Raw genomic sequence first — 16,565 nt, 5'->3', positions numbered from 1 at the left:
ATCTAAGTTATCACCACTAAATCGCATATATTTAAAAATAAATCTTTTTCTAAAATTTCTAAATAATTGATACAAGACAAATCAAAATTAATATTTTTATCTATAAGTTATCAAAAAATCAATATAATCGTAAAAATTTAATAAGGGAAATTTATGGCATTTGAAAATGTATTAAAAGCGATTGAAGATATAAAAAATGGCAAAATGGTAATTATGGTAGATGACGAAGACCGTGAGAATGAAGGAGACTTGGTCTTTTCAGCGGCAAGCAGCGATATGCAAAAGGTAAATTTTGCGATCACTCATGCAAAAGGTGTGCTTTGCCTTGCAATGGATGAAGCAAATGCAAAAAGACTTGATTTGCCGCTAATGGTTTCTAAAAATACATCCAGTCACGAAACCGCATTTACTGTTACAATTGATGCAAAGGAGGCAACGACAGGCGTAAGTGCTTATGAGCGTGATATGACGATTAGACTTGCTGCTAGTACTGATTCGGTACCTGAAAATTTTGTAAGGCCTGGGCATATATTTCCGCTTATTGCAAAAAAAGGTGGTGTCCTCGTTCGTACAGGTCACACTGAAGGATCAGTTGATCTTTGCAAACTTGCTGGCGTTAGTCCAATGGCAGCGATTTGTGAGATCGTAAAAGAAGATGGCACAATGGCAAGACGTGATTATCTGGAGGAATTCTGTAAAAAATTTAACCTAAATATGATAAGCGTTTCTGAATTAGTAGAATACAGACTTAGCCACGAAAGCTTAATAGAGGTTTCGCCCGCAAAGAGTGTAAAAATCTGTGGTTTTGAAGCAAAAAGATATGACATAAAAGATCACGAAAATAAAAATCACGCTGCCTATGTTTTCGGAGAGATAAAAGCGCAAACTAATGTAAAATTTCAAAAAATAAGCAAAGACCATGAGCTTTTAAGCGGAGATAAATTTGATAATTTATTAAAGTCGTTGGATTTTTTAAGTAAAAATGGCGGAGTGTTGCTATTTTTAGACAGCAATAAAAGCGATGCAAGCTCACAAAAAGATTATGGCATTGGGGCACAAATTTTAAAGTATTTTGGCATAAGTGAAATTGAGCTTTTAAGCTCAAATAAAAATAAAGAATTTGTAAGCCTTGCAGGATTTGGACTTGATATAAAGGGCTATAAAGAAATTTAATTTTGTCACGTTCTATTTAATGCGGATATTAATCATCCTAGTAGCAAAATTCTTCACTTGGAAAAATTTTGCCTTTTACATCATTTGCGTAGGATTGCACACTCTTTCTTACAATATCCGCTCCATCAAGATAGCGTTTTACAAATTTTGGCTTAAAGTCCTCGAAAAATCCAAGCATATCAGACCATACAAGTACTTGTCCATCGACATTTACTCCAGACCCAATGCCAATAACTGGCACATGAACTTGCTTTGTTATCTCGCTAGCCACACTACTCATCGTGCCTTCAAGCAAGATGCCAAATGCTCCAGCTTGCTCAAACGCCAAAGCCTCTTCAATTAATTCTTTCGCCTCGATCTCGCTTCTGCCTTTTATCTTATAACCGCCTTCAAATTTATAAAACTGAGGCTTTAAGCCAATGTGAGCCATAACGTTTATGCCCTCTTCACAAAGGCGCTTCACTAAATTTACTTGGTGCATGCCAACTTCGAGTTTTACCGCATCGGCATTTGTCTGTTTAAAAAATTTCATCGCATTTTTTATCGCTTGCTTTTCATTTGTGTAGCTACCAAATGGCATATCAGCCATTATAAAAGTATTTTTGGTTCCGTTACAAACGGCCTTTGTATGATAAAGCATGGTATTCATGTCCGCACTTATCGTGCTTTCTTGCATATTAAAACTCATATTTAAGCTATCGCCAACCAAAATAATATCAGCATAATCATCAAAAAGCTTAGCAAATAACGCATCATAGGCAGTTATCATTACAATAGGCTCAATGCCTTTTTTGTTTTTTATATCATTTATGCTTAGTTTTTTCTTCTGAGTTTTTTCATTTTTCATTGCAAGCTCCAAGGATTTTACCTAAAAGGCTAACAATTTTATCAAATTTTTGCTACAATTACGCCAATTTCTTAAGGACATAAAAATGGGTATATTAAAAAGGCTTGAAATAGATTACTCTTATGATATAGTTGAAGAATTTTTATCTCACTATGCTTTAATGTGCGATTTACTCGAGCCTTTGATAATAAATTTAGGAAGAGCTGATAAATATAAAGATAGTATCTTAGAGCTTACTAGGATTTTTCATAATATTAAATCAGCAGCAGGATTCATGCATCTTGATCCGATATTAAAGCTTACAACTTTAGCTGAAGAGATAGCTCAAGAAGCAAGAAGTCTAAAAGGGCCAGCAAATGATAAATTTATAGATTGGTTACTACTTATTAGCGATCAGTTTAATAAATATAAAGATGATGTAGAGAACGATTTTGAATATTTTAGCGTTCTTGAGCCAAAAATCATTGATGTGCCTGCAAAACTTAACTAAATAATCCACTAGCCATTTTATTTTTTGGGAGCGACTTGGCTTCGACAGGAGCAGAGTGTGTATGGTGGCACGTCGCTTTGAGCAAAGCGTAAAAAGCTCAAATTAAATTTAAACGCAAACAACGTTAATTTCGCTCCTGCTTACGCTAAAGCTGCGTAAGTTCAGTTGAGCCTTGCTTAGTCTAATTCTAGCTAGGACAAAAGCAAGTAATTTAGCTAGAGTAGGCTCGCAAAGTGACTGCTTGCTAGCTGAAATTTTAGTCTTAGTCTAAATTTTGGTTTTGGAAAGTGAGCCTTTTTAGATGAAATTTTCACTTTTGCTAAGCGTGTAGAGGCTGTATGCATTTTGTTTTTGGACAGGGGTTCGATCCCCCTCGCTTCCACCATTTCTATCTAAAATACAAATAAAAATTTTATTAAATAGCTTAAATTAAAAAAGCTCTTCTGACTCAAAATAATTTTGTGAAATATTTCGCTCTTTTTCATTAGTATTTACATGAAGCACATAATAGCCTATCTGTGTGTTGCTAGCATCTATTAGTGGTACCACGCAAAAGTAGTGCGTTTTATAAACGTAAAATTCATATTCTTTAAAATTAATATCACGCAAAAAACCTACTATGTTTAAATTTGCACTGCTTAAATTTTCGATGTAATAATCATTTAAAATTTGATCACTTGGAATGCTTTTACGAGATGGCATCTTGTCTTTTGCCAAAAGAACAAATAGATCAATTCCTTGCTTTTTAAAATAATTTCCAAGTGAGTCAAAATTTAACAAAACCTCGATGTTGCCAATAATTTTACCATCACGTATTACGTTTGAGACAGCCCTTATATGCGTTCCAGCATACCACGCCTCGATGCCGACCATGGGCTTGTTTTGATGCCTTGACTCTTGCACTAAAAACCTACTACTAGCGATCATATCGCCATATCTGTTTAGATCCCAACTCCTTACATAGCTTTTTAGATCTTTATCATAAATATGAAGCTTAATGTTGTTATACATCGAAGCTGCACCAAGGGTTTTGGTTAAATTTTCGATATTTTTTATGCATTCATCGCGGCTTTGACCTAGCAAGCACATTTGTATAGACTCATTTTGAGCAAGCAAGATAGAGATCGCCATTGATGAAAATTTCTCATCATCTATACTTTTATTAAGCTGTTTTACCTGGTAATCAAAAAAGACTCGCATATTATTTTGCATCTTTTCAGCCATATAAGAGCTGTAAAGAAAGTAAAAAAGCCCTCCAAGTACTATGATAAAGATAAAAACGATATAGAAATTAAAATATTTTTTATATTTATTCAAAACTAGCCCTTAACTTTTCTTCTAAAAATTTTGCAAATTTATCAAATTCTGGCAACGCAAGCTCGCTTTTTCTTTTTGGATTAGCCCAAACGCTATCTGGGAAAAATGAGTCATTACTAAATCTAGCAATAACATGAATATGCACGTGTGGCACGTAGTTTCCAAAGCTTGCAATGTTTATTTTGGTTGGTTTATAAAACTCAAGCATCGCCTTTTCAGCTACTAGCATCGCTTCAAATAGCCTTGCCCTACTCGCTTCATCGCAATCGCTTAGCTCACGAAATGGCTTAATGGTAAAAATTTTTATCCATGGAAGTTCATTGTCTTCACGCTCGATTTTTATAAATTTATCTTCATAGATCATATCTGTTCCTATTTTTATACAAAATTTCTCTCTCTTAAAAGCGTATAAAGTTTGATAGTCGAGATAAAAAATGTCACGATCGCCGGTCCAAGAATCACGCCCCAAAACCCAAATGTCGTGATACCTGCGAGCATAGCAAAGAATATAAGAAGCTCATTTATCTTTGTTGGTATTTTAACCAGCTTTGAGTTTATAAATTTAATAACAAGTGGCTTTAAAAGCGTATCAGCTGCAAATGAGATCACTACGATCGTATAAATTGCAATAGTTATCGCTGCTGCTATGTTGCCATTTGCAAACTCATAAATGCTAATAGGCCCCCATGCCAAAATACCGCCAACAACTGGAATAAGCGAAGCAAAGCTAAAAAAGATGCCAGTTAGCACGCCGTCATAGCCGTAAAAGCTTGTGATAATAGCAAATAAAAAGCCTTGGATTATCATATTTGCAATGGTTGAGTAAAAAACCACACTCATCACGTTGCCAACCTCACTTAAAATAGACTCTGTGTCATCTTGTTTTAGCGGAAGTGCATATTTTAGATAGCTGATTAGTTCATTGCCATAAAGATTACAAAAGAAGAAAAAGACCAAAATAATGATCATATCAACGCCAAATTTAAGGCTTAACTTACCCAGGCTTGCAAGATTTGTCGCAAGTTGAGAAAAAAGCATCTTAATATCAAGTCCGCCGATAAATTCTTTTATCTTTGGCTCTAAAAAATTTATCGACTCAGGCATCCTAAAATCATAATTTTTGATAAATTCGATAGTCTTTGTGACATTGTTTATATCAAAGCCAGCTGCGTATTTTGCGATCTCAACTACCGCATAAAGAAGTGGAGCGATAAATAAGCAAAGAAGCACAGATGTGGTAAGAGCCGATGAAAGCGTCTTGCGGTTTTTAGTGAGCGATAAAAATGCGATTTGGACATTTGAAACCGCGACAGCAAGCAGTGCTGCGATAAAAATATCAAGCAGATATGGTTTAAAAAGATAGACCACCAAAGCCAAAGCACAAAATACAAAAATTCCAAAAAATAGTCTATTGTTCATCTTGCTCCCTTGAAATGGGGTAATTATAGCAAATTTATCAAAGCTGCTCATTTGCTTCCCAAATTTGCTCAATCTCTTTGCCATCAAGCTTGCAAAGCTAGCAAGTGTGGCTAGACTTTGGACATTTTTAGCGTAATACTCTAGCGCTTAGATAAATTTACAATTTGTCTAGCAAGTTTTACGTAAATTTTCTAGCTCAAAAGCTCCTATAAATTTAGCCTTTTACGTACACTGAAAATTTGCCCCGACGATCTCGCATTCATCACAGATTTGCATATATATCGTGCCCTCGCCGTCTATCAACGCGCCAAGAGGAATTTGTGCTAGATATTTCATGCTTTTGCTACATTTTGGACATTTTAAATGCTCAGCATCTTGCTCCCACTGCGGATATCCACCAAGTAAAATTTCGCTATCTATCATATATGAGTAGTGAGCGCAAACCTCGCTAGCTAGCTCGAAATTTTGCCCATCGAGCGTTGCCACAGCATCTCTTAAATAATCTTCGCTATCACCCTCGCCTACTACCTCAGTTTGCACGCTATTGCCGTCGTTTTGGCAAAAGTACTGCACAAAGCCCACGCATGTCGGGCAAAATTTAAGCACAGCGTCATTTTTAAGCTCTAGCCCAAGTCGCTTTAGGCTCTCTTTTTTGATTGTAAATTCCAGCATATCGCCGCTACAAAATTTACATTTTTCATCACTTAGTGCTTTAAATTTAACGCTTGCCTCTGCGCTTTGGCTTGGCTCGCAAACAAAACACTTATCAAAAACTAGGCTTCTTCTCTTGCCGCTCTCATTAAAGCTCCAGCCAGCAACCTGCGCGTATCCATCCATATCAACGTGAAGCTTTGCCTTCCAAGGCTTTGGCGCATTATAGAGCTTAAAAAATAGCTCCCTCACCACCTCATCGCCCTGCCAAGCAAGCGCGCAAAGGATGTGATTTGTTTTTACAGTGTTTTCAGCGCCATTTAGGCTATTTATGAGCTCGTCTCTCACGTCACTTGGGGCGTTTTTATAAATTTCAAATGGATAGTACTCGCCCTGTTTGGTCACTTCTCTTATTATTTGCTCGTCGCAAATGCCGTGCAGGTAGAAAATATAGACAAGATCGCTGTAAATTTCACCGTATTTGCCTATCTCATCTATGTGCGCTAGGACATTTTTTAGCTTTTGTTTGATCTTATCTTTGCTTAAATTTTCATAAAACTCCAGCTTCTCTTTTTGCCTGCAATCATAGCAGATCCCATCAAAGTAAATCGTCCTTTGCTTGCACTTAGGACAAAGATGTGGCTCGCCCATTTTCGCTCCAAATTTAAATTTTGCTACTCAAAAAGCCCTTTTTCGATGTCGATCTTGACGTTAAAGGTCTCAAAGCACTTCGTACTTGCGATCCTGCCCTTTGCAGTGCGCTCGATAAAGCCATTTGCAAGCAGATATGGCTCGATGACGTCCTCAACCGTGCCCTCGTCCTCGCTAAGTGCCGCTGCAATCGTGCTAAGCCCCATAGGACGGCGCCTTGCTTGCATCAAAATTTCTAAATACCTAATATCCATCTCATCAAATCCAAGAGAATTTACACCAAGCGCATTAAGTCCCTCTTTTGCACGCTCGTGGCTGATGATTTGCTCGTCATTTACCTCGGCAAAGTCGCGGATACGCTTTAAAAGCCTAAGAGCGATCCTAGGCGTGGCACGTGAGCGTTTGGCAATCTCTAAAGAGGCGTTTTTGTCGCACTCTTTGCCAAGCTTAGCTGAGGCGATCTGTACGATACGGCTTAGCTCACTGCTTGTATAAAACTGGAGTCTAAAATCCATCCCAAAGCGGTCTCTTAAAGGCGCTGAGATCATGCCAGCACGCGTCGTTGCGCCTATTAGCGTAAATTTTGGCAGGTCTATCTTGATAGTCTGAGCAGCCGGCCCTGAGCCAATGATGATGTCTAGCCTAAAGTCCTCCATCGCAGGGTAAAGCACCTCCTCGATAGCTGGGCTTAGGCGGTGGATCTCATCGATAAAAAGTACGTCGCCCTCTTGTAAATTTGTAAGGATCGCCGCCAGGTCGCCACTCTTTTCTATCATCGGTGCTGCGGTCATTTTGATACTCACGCCCATTTCGTTTGCTATGATGTGAGCAAGGGTTGTTTTACCAAGTCCTGGAGGGCCGTAAAATAGCACGTGATCTAGGCACTCATTTCGCTTTTTGGCTGCTTTTATAAAGACATCTAAATTTTGTTTGATCTTTTCTTGTCCGATGTAGTCTTCAAATTTTGTCGGTCTAAGTGAGACTTCAAAGTCATTTTCAAAGCTTACTTTTTCGATTTCAACGATTCTATCCAAAGTTTTTCCTTCTAAATTTAAGGCTTCATTTTACGCTTTTATGCTTAATTTAAGCTCGTTTAAATTTATAATAAAAGGTGCTGCCCTCGCCGTAGACGCTATCAACGCCGTATGTAATGCCATGTTTTTGGCAAATTTCACTGACGATATTTAGCCCAAGGCCAAAGCCGCCTTGGATTTCATCCTCTCTGACGTAGCGTTTCCAGACCTTTTTGATGTCCTTTATCCCCTTGCCAAAGTCTTGCACACTAAGCTTTATGCGCTCTTCTTCAAGCTCTAAATTTACTATTATCTCGCTCTCTTTTTGGCTGTATTTTATGGCGTTTGTTATGGTGTTGTCGATGATGCGCTGAGCTTCGACCTTGCTTAGCATAGTAAATGCATCGCCTTCTAAATTTGTCTTTATCTCGATGTGTTTGACATCGGCCACGCTTGAGAGAAATTTCACTCGCTCTATTATATATTCGCCTAATTTTAGCCGCTCAAGTGGGAATTTTATATAGCCACGCTTTATGAAATACTCAACATCTTCATATGTTATTTGCATCTGTTTTAAGGCGTTTTTGATGCGGGTTATATACTTGTTTTCGAGTCCAAGCATCTCAAGGTTCATGCCGGCTACGCCAAGCGGGGTCTTTAGCTCGTGCATGGCGTCGTTAAAGAAGTTGTTCATATACTTTTGAAACTCTTTATAGGGCTTAACGCTGCTTAGATATAAGAAATATACGATAAAAAGCACCGCTACAAGGATGACAAGAAGCATAAGTGCCGCTAGAAATATACTTTTTTCATTATCAAGCTCTTTTTCAACGACAATGTAATAAGGCGTTTTATCCTTTATAAAAAAGCTTTTATAAAACAAGAAGCCATTTTCTTCAAGTGTTACAAATTTAAAGTTGCTTGGCTGCTTGGTAAGATTTGAAATAATTGGATTAAAATTTACATCATAGATTGCAAATTTATACTTTAAAGAAGGAGTTATATTTTCATTTTTTAAAAACGAATTTTTGATAATAGTTTCATGCTTCATCGCACCAAAAAGAGCTTTTGAAGTACTATTTTTTTGGCTTAAATTTAAGATCACAAAGCTTTGAAAACAAAAAAGCGACATTATCACAAATGTCGCTATGATCTGGATCTTAAAGCTCTTGTGCATCTATCTTGTAGCCTATACGCCTCTTTGAAGTGATAAAGTCACTAGTTGTTTTGTTTCTTATCTTTAAAACGTGCATTCTAATATCAGCGCCTTCTATATCTTTGTCATTCCAGACAAGATCTCTTAGCTCTTCCATGCTGACGTAAGAATTTAGATGTGAAACTAGACACTCAACAAGTGCGACTTCTTTTGCACTAAGATCGACCATTTTGCCGTTTTTAAATAGCGCACGCTTGTTTAGATTAAAGCTAAACTCGTCATTGATCTTTACTATGTTTTTATCGTCAGTTCCATAGTATTTTCTCATAAGCTCAGCTACTCTAAATTTAAGCTCAGCAAGCTCAAATGGCTTTTTTAGGTATTCGTTACAGCCAAGCTCATAGCCAATAGCCATATCGCCTATATCAACTAAAGATGTTGTTATCATGATAGGAGCGTTTGGATTTAAGCTCCTTATGTACTTGATAACCTCATGTCCATTTACGCCAGGCACTTTTATATCAAGTATAAAAAGGTGATAGAAATTTTTCTCTATCAGATCACACGCTTCTTGGCCATCGCTCACCGCTGTAACTTCATAACCAAGCGTCTGCAAAAACTCACAGACGCTCTCTTGAAACCCTAAATCATCTTCTAAAAGCAAAATTTTCAAATCTCTCTCCTAAAAAATAAGTCTTATTAAGATTTAGCCCTATTGTAATATTTAATAGGTAAATTCAAAATTAAAATTATTTTTTAAGTATTAAATAAAAATTTGCCCCGCATAGACAATGTAGCACCTTAGCAAAAAGACGCCACATATTACGAATAATGCGTTGATCACGGCAAATTCGCGTTTAAAATCATGCACCTTTAAAACGCTTAAGTCTAAAATGATAGGCAAAGCCATACCAAAACCAATGACGCCAATATAAAACATTAGCCCAAGAGAATTTGCGCTAAGCGCGTTTGCTACGCTCTGCGCACCACTTGTGCTTGCACTTTTTACAACCATAAAAAGAGCAACTATGAGCAAAAACTCAACAATAATCGCAAAAAAATCAAATTTTAATAAATAGTGTGCAATATCATTTTGCCTTTTTGCCTTATCTTTTAGCACGCCAACAAGTAACGTAAATGCACCAGCACAGCTCAAGCCTGATACTAAAAATAATACCGGCAAGACTGATGTATTCCAAAGTGCGATCTTGTGAGCTGCACTTAGCAAAAAGCCTGTATATGCACCAACGCCAATGCCTAGGATAAAAAGCAAAATTTCAAGTAGGCTTGAAAGCTTGCTAGCAAAATTTGCAACCACGTCAAAAAGAGAAATTTTAAGCATTGCGATCTCGTTTTTAAATGCACCAACTGCATATATAACGCTAAGAGGCGTATAAACTAGAAGCAATGCAACGCCTATTGACATGACTGAGTCGAAGTTGTAAAGCAAGAGTATCCAGTAAAAGCTAAGCGGCTTGCCAAGGTCAAGCACCAAAAGAGCAAGTCCAAGAACGATCGCTAATGGAGCGATAAGAGCGGCTGCTTTAAAGTAATAGTTCTCTTTGCCATATTTTTTTGAAATGAGCACAGCAACGATGCTAGCACCCGCACTAAGTCCTGCTAAAAATAGATAAACGGCTATCGGCCAGCCCCAGTAAATTTCAGAGTATTGAGCTAGGCTTCCTGACATGTTATTCATGGTGTGCTCCTTTTGTATTTGCGATCATCGTAAGTGAAGGTTTTGTGTTTAGCTCCGCTTTTGGCAAGTAGTATTTACTCTCTTTTAATTTCTTTGAAATTTTAGAATTTTCATCATTTACATCGCCAAAAGTTAGGGCATTTGTAGGGCAGACGCTAACGCAAGCTGGCTCTTTGCCCTCTTCTAGCCTACTCTCATAGCAAAATGTGCATTTGCCTATCTCGCCATTTGGTAAGACGTAGCGAGCGTCGTATGGACAGGCCAGGATGCAGTACTTGCAACTAACACAAATTCTATGATCAAGCAGCGTCACGCCATCAGCTGTTTTAAAGCTAGCGCCAGTTGGGCAAACCTCAACACAAGGTGCATCTTCACACATAACACAGCTTTGACGTAAAAAGTCAGTCTTTAAATTTGGAAATGTCCCACTCATCTTCGCATGCACCTGCAAGCGGTAAAGTCCCCTTGGCACGTTGTTTGCACTTCTGCAAGCTACCGAGCAGCCTTGACAGCCGATGCATAAATTTTCATCATGTATCATCATATATTTTTTCATTTTCTATCCTTACGCTTTACTTATGCTAACGCCAACATTTGTAACCATAGTCGCGGCCACTGGCCCTTCGGCTGGATTAAGAAGCACGCTTGTATTTAGCCCCACGTGATCTATACTCTTAAGAGCTGGAGTGATGTGTCCAAAGCCGTGATAGATAAAGAGTGTATCTTCTCTAATGCCCTCAGTCACCATAAGCTTGCCCTTTTGCTCGCCAAATTTATTTTTCACCACGACCATATCGCCATCTCGTAAATTTTTACGTTTAGCTGTTTTTGGATTTATCCAGATAGGACTATCACTCATAAGATCATGAAGCGATGGCACCGCCTGAGTATGTCCATTGGTATGAATAGGCGTTTTGCCACAAGTTAGACAAAGATCATGCCCGTCAAATGTATCCATATCTTTATCATTTAGCGCGCCATATCCTGCAAACTGCGCTTCGACATCAGGCAAAAATAGCTCTATCTTGCCGCTTTTTGTTTTAAGCTTAGCCATATCATCCATTAGGCCATTTTCGCCTACAAATTTAGATGCGACTGGATATTTAGCGATAAATTTATCGATCATGCCTTTTTCTCTAAACAAAATTCCCGGCTCATCCCACGTAATAAAGCCATCTTTTTCCAGCGCAGCAAGTAAATTTACATCTCCGCCAGCTTGCTGCATCCTAAACTCACGTATGTCGTTCCAAGTATAAAGCTCATCTATCTTCATGCGGCGTGCTAGCTCTCTAAAGATAAATGCCCCGTCCTTAGTGTCGCCAACTGGATCAATAACTTTATTTCTTATCATATAAGCTGGCTTTAGACCTGACTTATCCTCTATGCCCTCGTCGCGCTCAAGGTAGCTACTCTCAGGCAAGATAACATCAGCAAATGTCGCCATATCGTTTAGATAAACATCACTTACCACGATAAAATCAAGCTTCTTCATCGCCTCTATACTCTTCATCGTCTCAGCAACGTTTATTAGGTGATTAAAGCGGATGTTAAACCAGCCTTTTATGGCGTATGGTTTCTCGCTTAAGATAGCGTCATTTATATCCATCAAAACGCCATGTTTTCTACTTACAAATTTATGCCTACCAGTCTCGCCAGCAAAGTCTAGTCTAGTGACTTTTGGCACTTTAAATTTCTCATCTGGATTTTTAAGAACTGGAAATTTATCCTCGCCAACTAGCTTGTTAAAGGTTTTTGCGTTTTTGCCACCAAAAAGACCGCCTTTAACCTCCCAGTTACCCATCATCGCATTTGCCACCATGATGGCTTTTGTCCTCATATATTCAGCTTTTGTGGTGGTTGTCTTATGACCAAAATCAAAAATAACTCTTGGGGCAGCTTTATAAATTTCATCAGCGATGCGTCTAACATCACTTGCTTTTATGCCAGTGATCGCCTCTTGCCATTCAGGCGTTTTGCCCTCTACGCTTTTAACGATCTCATCAAAGCCGGTTGTAAATTTTTCTATAAATTCTTTATCGTAAGTGCCATTTTGTATCCATGTATTTATGATAGCTAGCACAAAAGCTAGATCAGTGCCAGGTCTAACTGGCAGCCACTCATCAGCCTTTGAAGCCACCACGCTAAATCTTGGCTCAAGCACAAGTAGCTTTGTATCTTTTTTGGCTGCAAATTTAGCAAGCTTTTTTGCATCGGCTATAACTATGCCTTCAAAGAGATTGTGGCCAAAATTTACAACGTATTTTGCATTTGCAAAGTCTCTTTTTAGCTTAGCTATGCCATACATCTGTTCACAGACCATTTGATAGGTGATCGGACAGCACGAAAAGTGTGAAAAGCAGTTTGGCGAGCCGTAAGCTGAGGCAAAATTTACCATTAGCTTGTGTGTTTGCGAGCTTTTACAGGTAAAGACAAAGCTTTCAGGGCCATACTTTTGCTTGATCTCAAGCATTTTTGAAGCAACTAAATCAAGTGCCTCGTCCCAGCTGGCCTCGCGCCACTTATTTTCGCCTCTCTCACCAACCCTGATCAAAGGCTTTTTGACTCTATTTTCGTCATAAAGCTGACTAAAACCAGAGCCACCTCTTGCACAAAGCGAAGTTGCCGTACCGCCAGCTTTTGGATTACCGCTTAAGAAGCAAATTTTATTATCAACGACCTTTGCTTCGATAGGGCATCTTGAAGAGCACATCTCGCAAAAGCTACGGACGTACTTCTCATCTTGCTTTGCAGCATTTTCTAAAGCACCACCCGGTAAGGACGATGCAACCATACTAACTCCAGCACCGAATTTTAAAAATTCTCGTCTATTTAAGCTCATCTTTCTCCCTTTAAAAGATATTTGCCTTTAGTTATTCTAGTATTTAAAGTTGAAAATAAAATTAAATCTTACTTAATATTTATATTTAGATTTTTAGTTTTAAAAAATTAGTATTCTAATATCAAAATAAGTAAAATTCTAAAAATTATAAATTTAATTAATATAATTTTTAACGCGATCTTATAAAAATTTTAAATATAAAATTTTGATTAAGGATTTTGAATAGAAATTAAAAATTTTAAAGGGATTTAAAAAAGCCGAGAGAGATCTCGGCTTAAGTTTGATTTAAAATACTTATAAAAGTATCGGAGCTACTAAAAATCCAAGTGCGACAGAAAAAGCAATAGCTAAAACGCCTGGAATAAAGAATGAGTGGTTGAATATATATTTACCTATCCTAGTTGTTCCAGTATCATCCATTTGAACGGCTCCAAGAAGTGTCGGATATGTTGGCAATACAAACAATGCTGAAACTGCAGCAAATGATGCAACTAAAATATATGCGTCACCGTTATTTGCAGTAGTTAAACCAAGTGCGGCTATAACTGTAGGAATAAGCGCCTTTGCGGTAGCGGCTTGAGAGTAAAGAAGCATACTAGCAAAAAATAGCGCAACAGCTAGCATAAACGGATAGTCTTTAACAAAATCGCCGGCAAAATTTTTGATCGCATCGGTGTGATTTACCACGAAAGTATCTCCAAGCCATGCCACGCCTAACACGCAGACGCACGCAGTCATGCCACTTTTAAATGTAGCTGTATTAAATAGCTTATCGACTTTGACACCACAAGTTAGTGTGATTAAAGTAGCGATAACTAGCATAAAGCTCATAATAGCGTTATCTCTAGTTAATACTAACACCTTTGTAGGCTTATCTGGATCTTCTACATATTTTACATTAGTAGTTGAGTCAGTTTTGACTTTTATATCTTTTGCGACAAGTTCATTAAATTTATCTGGACTTTTGGTCTCATAAATTTTTTCATAGCCTGTTACATAGCTTGGTTTTATCCAGCCTACGTTTTTACTAATAGCAGTAGCATATAAAACGACAGAGATAACACCAACTAAGAATATTAAAACAGATAGTTTAGCTCCTTTTGGAAGCTCTTTTTTCTCTTCGATTTTAACATCTTTGATTAGCCCTTCTTTAAGTCTTCTTTGATACTCTTTATCGCTACTTAGATCAAGATTATAAAATATATTTATAACAAGAGCTGTTAACATACAACCAATAAAAGTTGTAGGTATCCAGATAGCTAATAGTAATGGATAGCTAATGCCAAGTCCACCCAAAGCATGCTCACCAGCCATAAATACAACCGCTGCTGAAACTGGGCTTGCAGTAATAGCTATCTGACTAGCAACAACAGCTATACTAAGAGGCGCGCTAGGCTTAATATTTTGTGTCTTTGCAACTTCAGTGATAACTGGAATCATAGAAAATGCTGTATGTCCAGTACCGGCAAATACAGTTAGCAGATAAGTGACAACTGGAGCTAAGAAATTTATGTATTTTGGATGTTTTCTTAGTATCCCTTCAGCTATTTGCACCAAATAATCAAGGCCACCAGCTACTTGCATAGCTGTAATAGCAGCTATAACGGACATAATGATTAAAATAACATCCCAAGGTATACTACCTGCTTTTAATCCAAGTCCTAAAGTTAAAACTACGACGCCAATGCCACCAGCATAACCAATAGCCATACCGCCTAGTCTAACACCCAAGAATATCGCACCAAAAAGCACGATCAACTGTAATATCAATGAAATATCCATTGAAAACTCCTCTATTAAATTTTATAACTAAAATTTTTACTTAAGCGTGCCAGAATTTTGACACGCTTTTAATAATACTTTGCTTAAATTTTTACCTAACCATGCTTGGATTTAGCATATTTTTTGGCTCTAAAATTTTGTCGATCTCTTCTTTGCTTAGATAGCCTCTCCCTAGGCAGATATCACCAACTGCTTTACCAGTTTGCAAAGCCTCTTTAGCGATGCTTGCAGATTTTTCATAACCGATATATGGGTTAAATGCTGTTACGATACCAACTGAACCTAGAACTGATTTTAAGCAAGCTTCAGGATTTGCTGTTAGTTTTCTTACAGCTTTTTCAGCTAGCGTTTTCATAGCATTTTCTAGGATAAATATAGAGTTAAATAACGCATAAGCAATGCCTGGCTCAAATGCATTTAGCTCAAATTCGCCTCTTTCTGAGCAAAGCATAATAGTTACGTCGTTACCGATTACTTCATAGCACGCTTCACCTACAACCTCAGCGATAACTGGGTTTACTTTGCCTGGCATGATTGAACTGCCTGGTTGCATTTGCGGTAAATTTATCTCGCCAAGACCGCATCTTGGACCTGAATTCATCAAACGAAGGTCGTTTGCGATTTTTGAAAGTCTAACAGCTGCAGTTTTTAACGCACCACTTACGTGAACGAAGTCTGCTGTATCTTGTGTAGCTGCGATGAAATCATCAGCTTTTTTGAAATCAACACCAGTGATATCTTTTAACTTTTTAACAACTACATTTTTATAATCAGGGTGGCAGTTAATACCTGTACCAATCGCAGTTGCACCCATATTTAGATATGTCATTGACTCGCGCGCAGCTGTGATCTTTTCGATATCGCTTTTAATGTAGCTTGCAAATGCATTAAATGTATTACCAAGCGTTGTAGGAACTGCATCCTCAAGCTCAGTTCTACCCATTTTAATGATATCTTTAAAATCTTTTGCTTTTTTCTCAAGTTCGTCTTTTAGTAAATTCATAGCAGCAAGCAAATCAGTAAGTTTCGCGTAAGTTGCTACTTTTATTGAGCTTGGATAAGTGTCGTTTGTGCTTTGTCCAAGGTTTGTATGATCGTTTGGATGGATGTATTGATACTCACCTTTTTTATGACCCATGCTCTCAAGTGCGATATTTGTAATAACCTCGTTTGCATTCATATTTGTACTTGTTCCAGCACCACCCTGGACCATATCAACCACAAATTGATCTAAAAACTCACCAGCTATTACTCTATCAGCGGCTTTTGCTAGCGTATCAGCGATCTTAGGATCTAAAACGCCAACCTCTTTATTTGCAAGTGCAGCCGCTTTTTTGATTTGTGCAAATGCTTTTACAAAGTATGGATACTCTTTTAAAGTTCTACCGCTCATGTGAAAATTTTCGGTAGCTCTAAATGTTTGGATACCATAATAAAAATCGTCAGAGATTTCCAACTCACCTATAAAATCGTGTTCTTTTCTGGTTGCCATAACCATTCTCCTTATAAAAAAATGTATTAATGAAAT

The 16,565-nt window shown here is 37.7% G+C and carries 15 protein-coding genes and 1 other RNA gene; 3 read left to right on the top strand and 13 right to left on the bottom strand.

Annotation, left to right across the window (positions count from 1 at the left end):
* Positions 1-153 precede the first annotated feature (153 nt).
* Complete coding sequence (locus F3G69_RS08125; RefSeq protein WP_103600175.1) at positions 154-1,173, top strand: bifunctional 3,4-dihydroxy-2-butanone 4-phosphate synthase/GTP cyclohydrolase II; 1,020 nt, start codon at positions 154-156, stop codon at positions 1,171-1,173.
* 37 nt (positions 1,174-1,210) lie between these two features.
* Here the strand turns inward: F3G69_RS08125 and panB are convergent, their stop codons facing one another.
* Positions 1,211-2,020, bottom strand: a complete 810-nt coding sequence (gene panB, locus F3G69_RS08120) for a 3-methyl-2-oxobutanoate hydroxymethyltransferase (RefSeq protein ID WP_149714948.1) — start codon at positions 2,018-2,020, stop codon at positions 1,211-1,213.
* Positions 2,021-2,105: 85 nt separating this feature from the next.
* On the opposite strand from panB, the gene F3G69_RS08115 reads away from it, so the two are divergent.
* Positions 2,106-2,510: a phosphorelay protein gene (locus F3G69_RS08115; RefSeq protein WP_084042130.1), complete on the top strand. Its 405-nt coding sequence runs from the start codon at positions 2,106-2,108 to the stop codon at positions 2,508-2,510.
* 26 nt (positions 2,511-2,536) lie between these two features.
* Positions 2,537-2,895, top strand: a transfer-messenger RNA (tmRNA) gene (ssrA, locus tag F3G69_RS08110).
* 44 nt (positions 2,896-2,939) lie between these two features.
* Here the strand turns inward: ssrA and F3G69_RS08105 are convergent.
* From F3G69_RS08105 to F3G69_RS08050, 12 genes are all read right to left on the bottom strand, one after another.
* On the bottom strand, positions 2,940-3,827 hold the full coding sequence (locus F3G69_RS08105) for a cache domain-containing protein (RefSeq protein WP_087580572.1): 888 nt from the start codon (positions 3,825-3,827) through the stop codon (positions 2,940-2,942).
* Complete coding sequence (locus F3G69_RS08100) at positions 3,820-4,191, bottom strand: HIT family protein (RefSeq protein WP_084042132.1); 372 nt, start codon at positions 4,189-4,191, stop codon at positions 3,820-3,822. The genes F3G69_RS08105 and F3G69_RS08100 overlap by 8 nt, the downstream gene beginning before the upstream one ends.
* A 14-nt stretch (positions 4,192-4,205) precedes the next feature.
* Positions 4,206-5,246 (bottom strand): AI-2E family transporter, encoded by a 1,041-nt coding sequence (locus tag F3G69_RS08095; protein ID WP_084042133.1) that lies wholly within the window; start codon positions 5,244-5,246, stop codon positions 4,206-4,208.
* 222 nt (positions 5,247-5,468) lie between these two features.
* Positions 5,469-6,548, bottom strand: a complete 1,080-nt coding sequence (locus tag F3G69_RS08090; RefSeq protein ID WP_149714947.1) for a cytochrome C — start codon at positions 6,546-6,548, stop codon at positions 5,469-5,471.
* A 23-nt stretch (positions 6,549-6,571) separates the two neighbouring features.
* Complete coding sequence (ruvB, locus tag F3G69_RS08085) at positions 6,572-7,582, bottom strand: Holliday junction branch migration DNA helicase RuvB (RefSeq protein ID WP_149714946.1); 1,011 nt, start codon at positions 7,580-7,582, stop codon at positions 6,572-6,574.
* Between the two features lie 49 nt (positions 7,583-7,631).
* Complete coding sequence (locus tag F3G69_RS08080) at positions 7,632-8,738, bottom strand: sensor histidine kinase (RefSeq protein WP_149714945.1); 1,107 nt, start codon at positions 8,736-8,738, stop codon at positions 7,632-7,634.
* The gene (locus tag F3G69_RS08075; protein WP_149714944.1) at positions 8,722-9,390 is read right to left on the bottom strand and encodes a response regulator transcription factor; all 669 of its coding nucleotides are present in this window, start codon (positions 9,388-9,390) and stop codon (positions 8,722-8,724) included. The genes F3G69_RS08080 and F3G69_RS08075 overlap by 17 nt, the downstream gene beginning before the upstream one ends.
* Before the next feature lie 90 nt (positions 9,391-9,480).
* A complete protein-coding gene (gene nrfD / locus F3G69_RS08070; protein WP_149714943.1) occupies positions 9,481-10,416 on the bottom strand; it encodes an NrfD/PsrC family molybdoenzyme membrane anchor subunit in 936 nt (311 codons plus the stop codon).
* Positions 10,409-10,972, bottom strand: a complete 564-nt coding sequence (locus F3G69_RS08065) for a 4Fe-4S dicluster domain-containing protein (RefSeq protein WP_149714942.1) — start codon at positions 10,970-10,972, stop codon at positions 10,409-10,411. Before F3G69_RS08065 ends, nrfD begins: the two co-directional genes overlap by 8 nt.
* A gap of 9 nt (positions 10,973-10,981) precedes the next feature.
* The gene (gene phsA / locus F3G69_RS08060; RefSeq protein ID WP_149714941.1) at positions 10,982-13,255 is read right to left on the bottom strand and encodes a thiosulfate reductase PhsA; all 2,274 of its coding nucleotides are present in this window, start codon (positions 13,253-13,255) and stop codon (positions 10,982-10,984) included.
* A 294-nt stretch (positions 13,256-13,549) separates the two neighbouring features.
* Complete coding sequence (locus F3G69_RS08055; protein ID WP_149714940.1) at positions 13,550-15,037, bottom strand: anaerobic C4-dicarboxylate transporter; 1,488 nt, start codon at positions 15,035-15,037, stop codon at positions 13,550-13,552.
* Positions 15,038-15,128: 91 nt separating this feature from the next.
* Positions 15,129-16,529 carry an aspartate ammonia-lyase gene (locus tag F3G69_RS08050; protein ID WP_149714939.1) on the bottom strand — a complete coding sequence of 467 codons (1,401 nt, stop codon included), beginning with the start codon at positions 16,527-16,529 and terminating at the stop codon, positions 15,129-15,131.
* Positions 16,530-16,565 lie beyond the last annotated feature (36 nt).

Source organism: Campylobacter concisus, assembly GCF_902460625.1.
Classification (GTDB): Bacteria; Campylobacterota; Campylobacteria; order Campylobacterales; family Campylobacteraceae; genus Campylobacter_A; species Campylobacter_A concisus_AD.
Note: the sequence above shows the minus strand (reverse complement) of the source record. Positions and strands in the feature narration are given on the sequence as shown.

What these genes read in the sequence shown, in the direction of transcription:
- F3G69_RS08090 (WP_149714947.1), bottom strand. Translation starts at nt 6,548, where the DNA reads ATGGGCGAGCCACATCTTTGTCCTAAGTGCAAGCAAAGGACGATTTAC.
- phsA (WP_149714941.1), bottom strand. Translation starts at nt 13,255, where the DNA reads ATGAGCTTAAATAGACGAGAATTTTTAAAATTCGGTGCTGGAGTTAGT.
- F3G69_RS08080 (WP_149714945.1), bottom strand. Translation starts at nt 8,738, where the DNA reads ATGCACAAGAGCTTTAAGATCCAGATCATAGCGACATTTGTGATAATG.
- panB (WP_149714948.1), bottom strand. Translation starts at nt 2,020, where the DNA reads ATGAAAAATGAAAAAACTCAGAAGAAAAAACTAAGCATAAATGATATA.
- F3G69_RS08125 (WP_103600175.1), top strand. Translation starts at nt 154, where the DNA reads ATGGCATTTGAAAATGTATTAAAAGCGATTGAAGATATAAAAAATGGC.
- F3G69_RS08055 (WP_149714940.1), bottom strand. Translation starts at nt 15,037, where the DNA reads ATGGATATTTCATTGATATTACAGTTGATCGTGCTTTTTGGTGCGATA.
- F3G69_RS08100 (WP_084042132.1), bottom strand. Translation starts at nt 4,191, where the DNA reads ATGATCTATGAAGATAAATTTATAAAAATCGAGCGTGAAGACAATGAA.
- F3G69_RS08050 (WP_149714939.1), bottom strand. Translation starts at nt 16,529, where the DNA reads ATGGCAACCAGAAAAGAACACGATTTTATAGGTGAGTTGGAAATCTCT.
- nrfD (WP_149714943.1), bottom strand. Translation starts at nt 10,416, where the DNA reads ATGAATAACATGTCAGGAAGCCTAGCTCAATACTCTGAAATTTACTGG.
- F3G69_RS08065 (WP_149714942.1), bottom strand. Translation starts at nt 10,972, where the DNA reads ATGAAAAAATATATGATGATACATGATGAAAATTTATGCATCGGCTGT.
- F3G69_RS08115 (WP_084042130.1), top strand. Translation starts at nt 2,106, where the DNA reads ATGGGTATATTAAAAAGGCTTGAAATAGATTACTCTTATGATATAGTT.
- F3G69_RS08095 (WP_084042133.1), bottom strand. Translation starts at nt 5,246, where the DNA reads ATGAACAATAGACTATTTTTTGGAATTTTTGTATTTTGTGCTTTGGCT.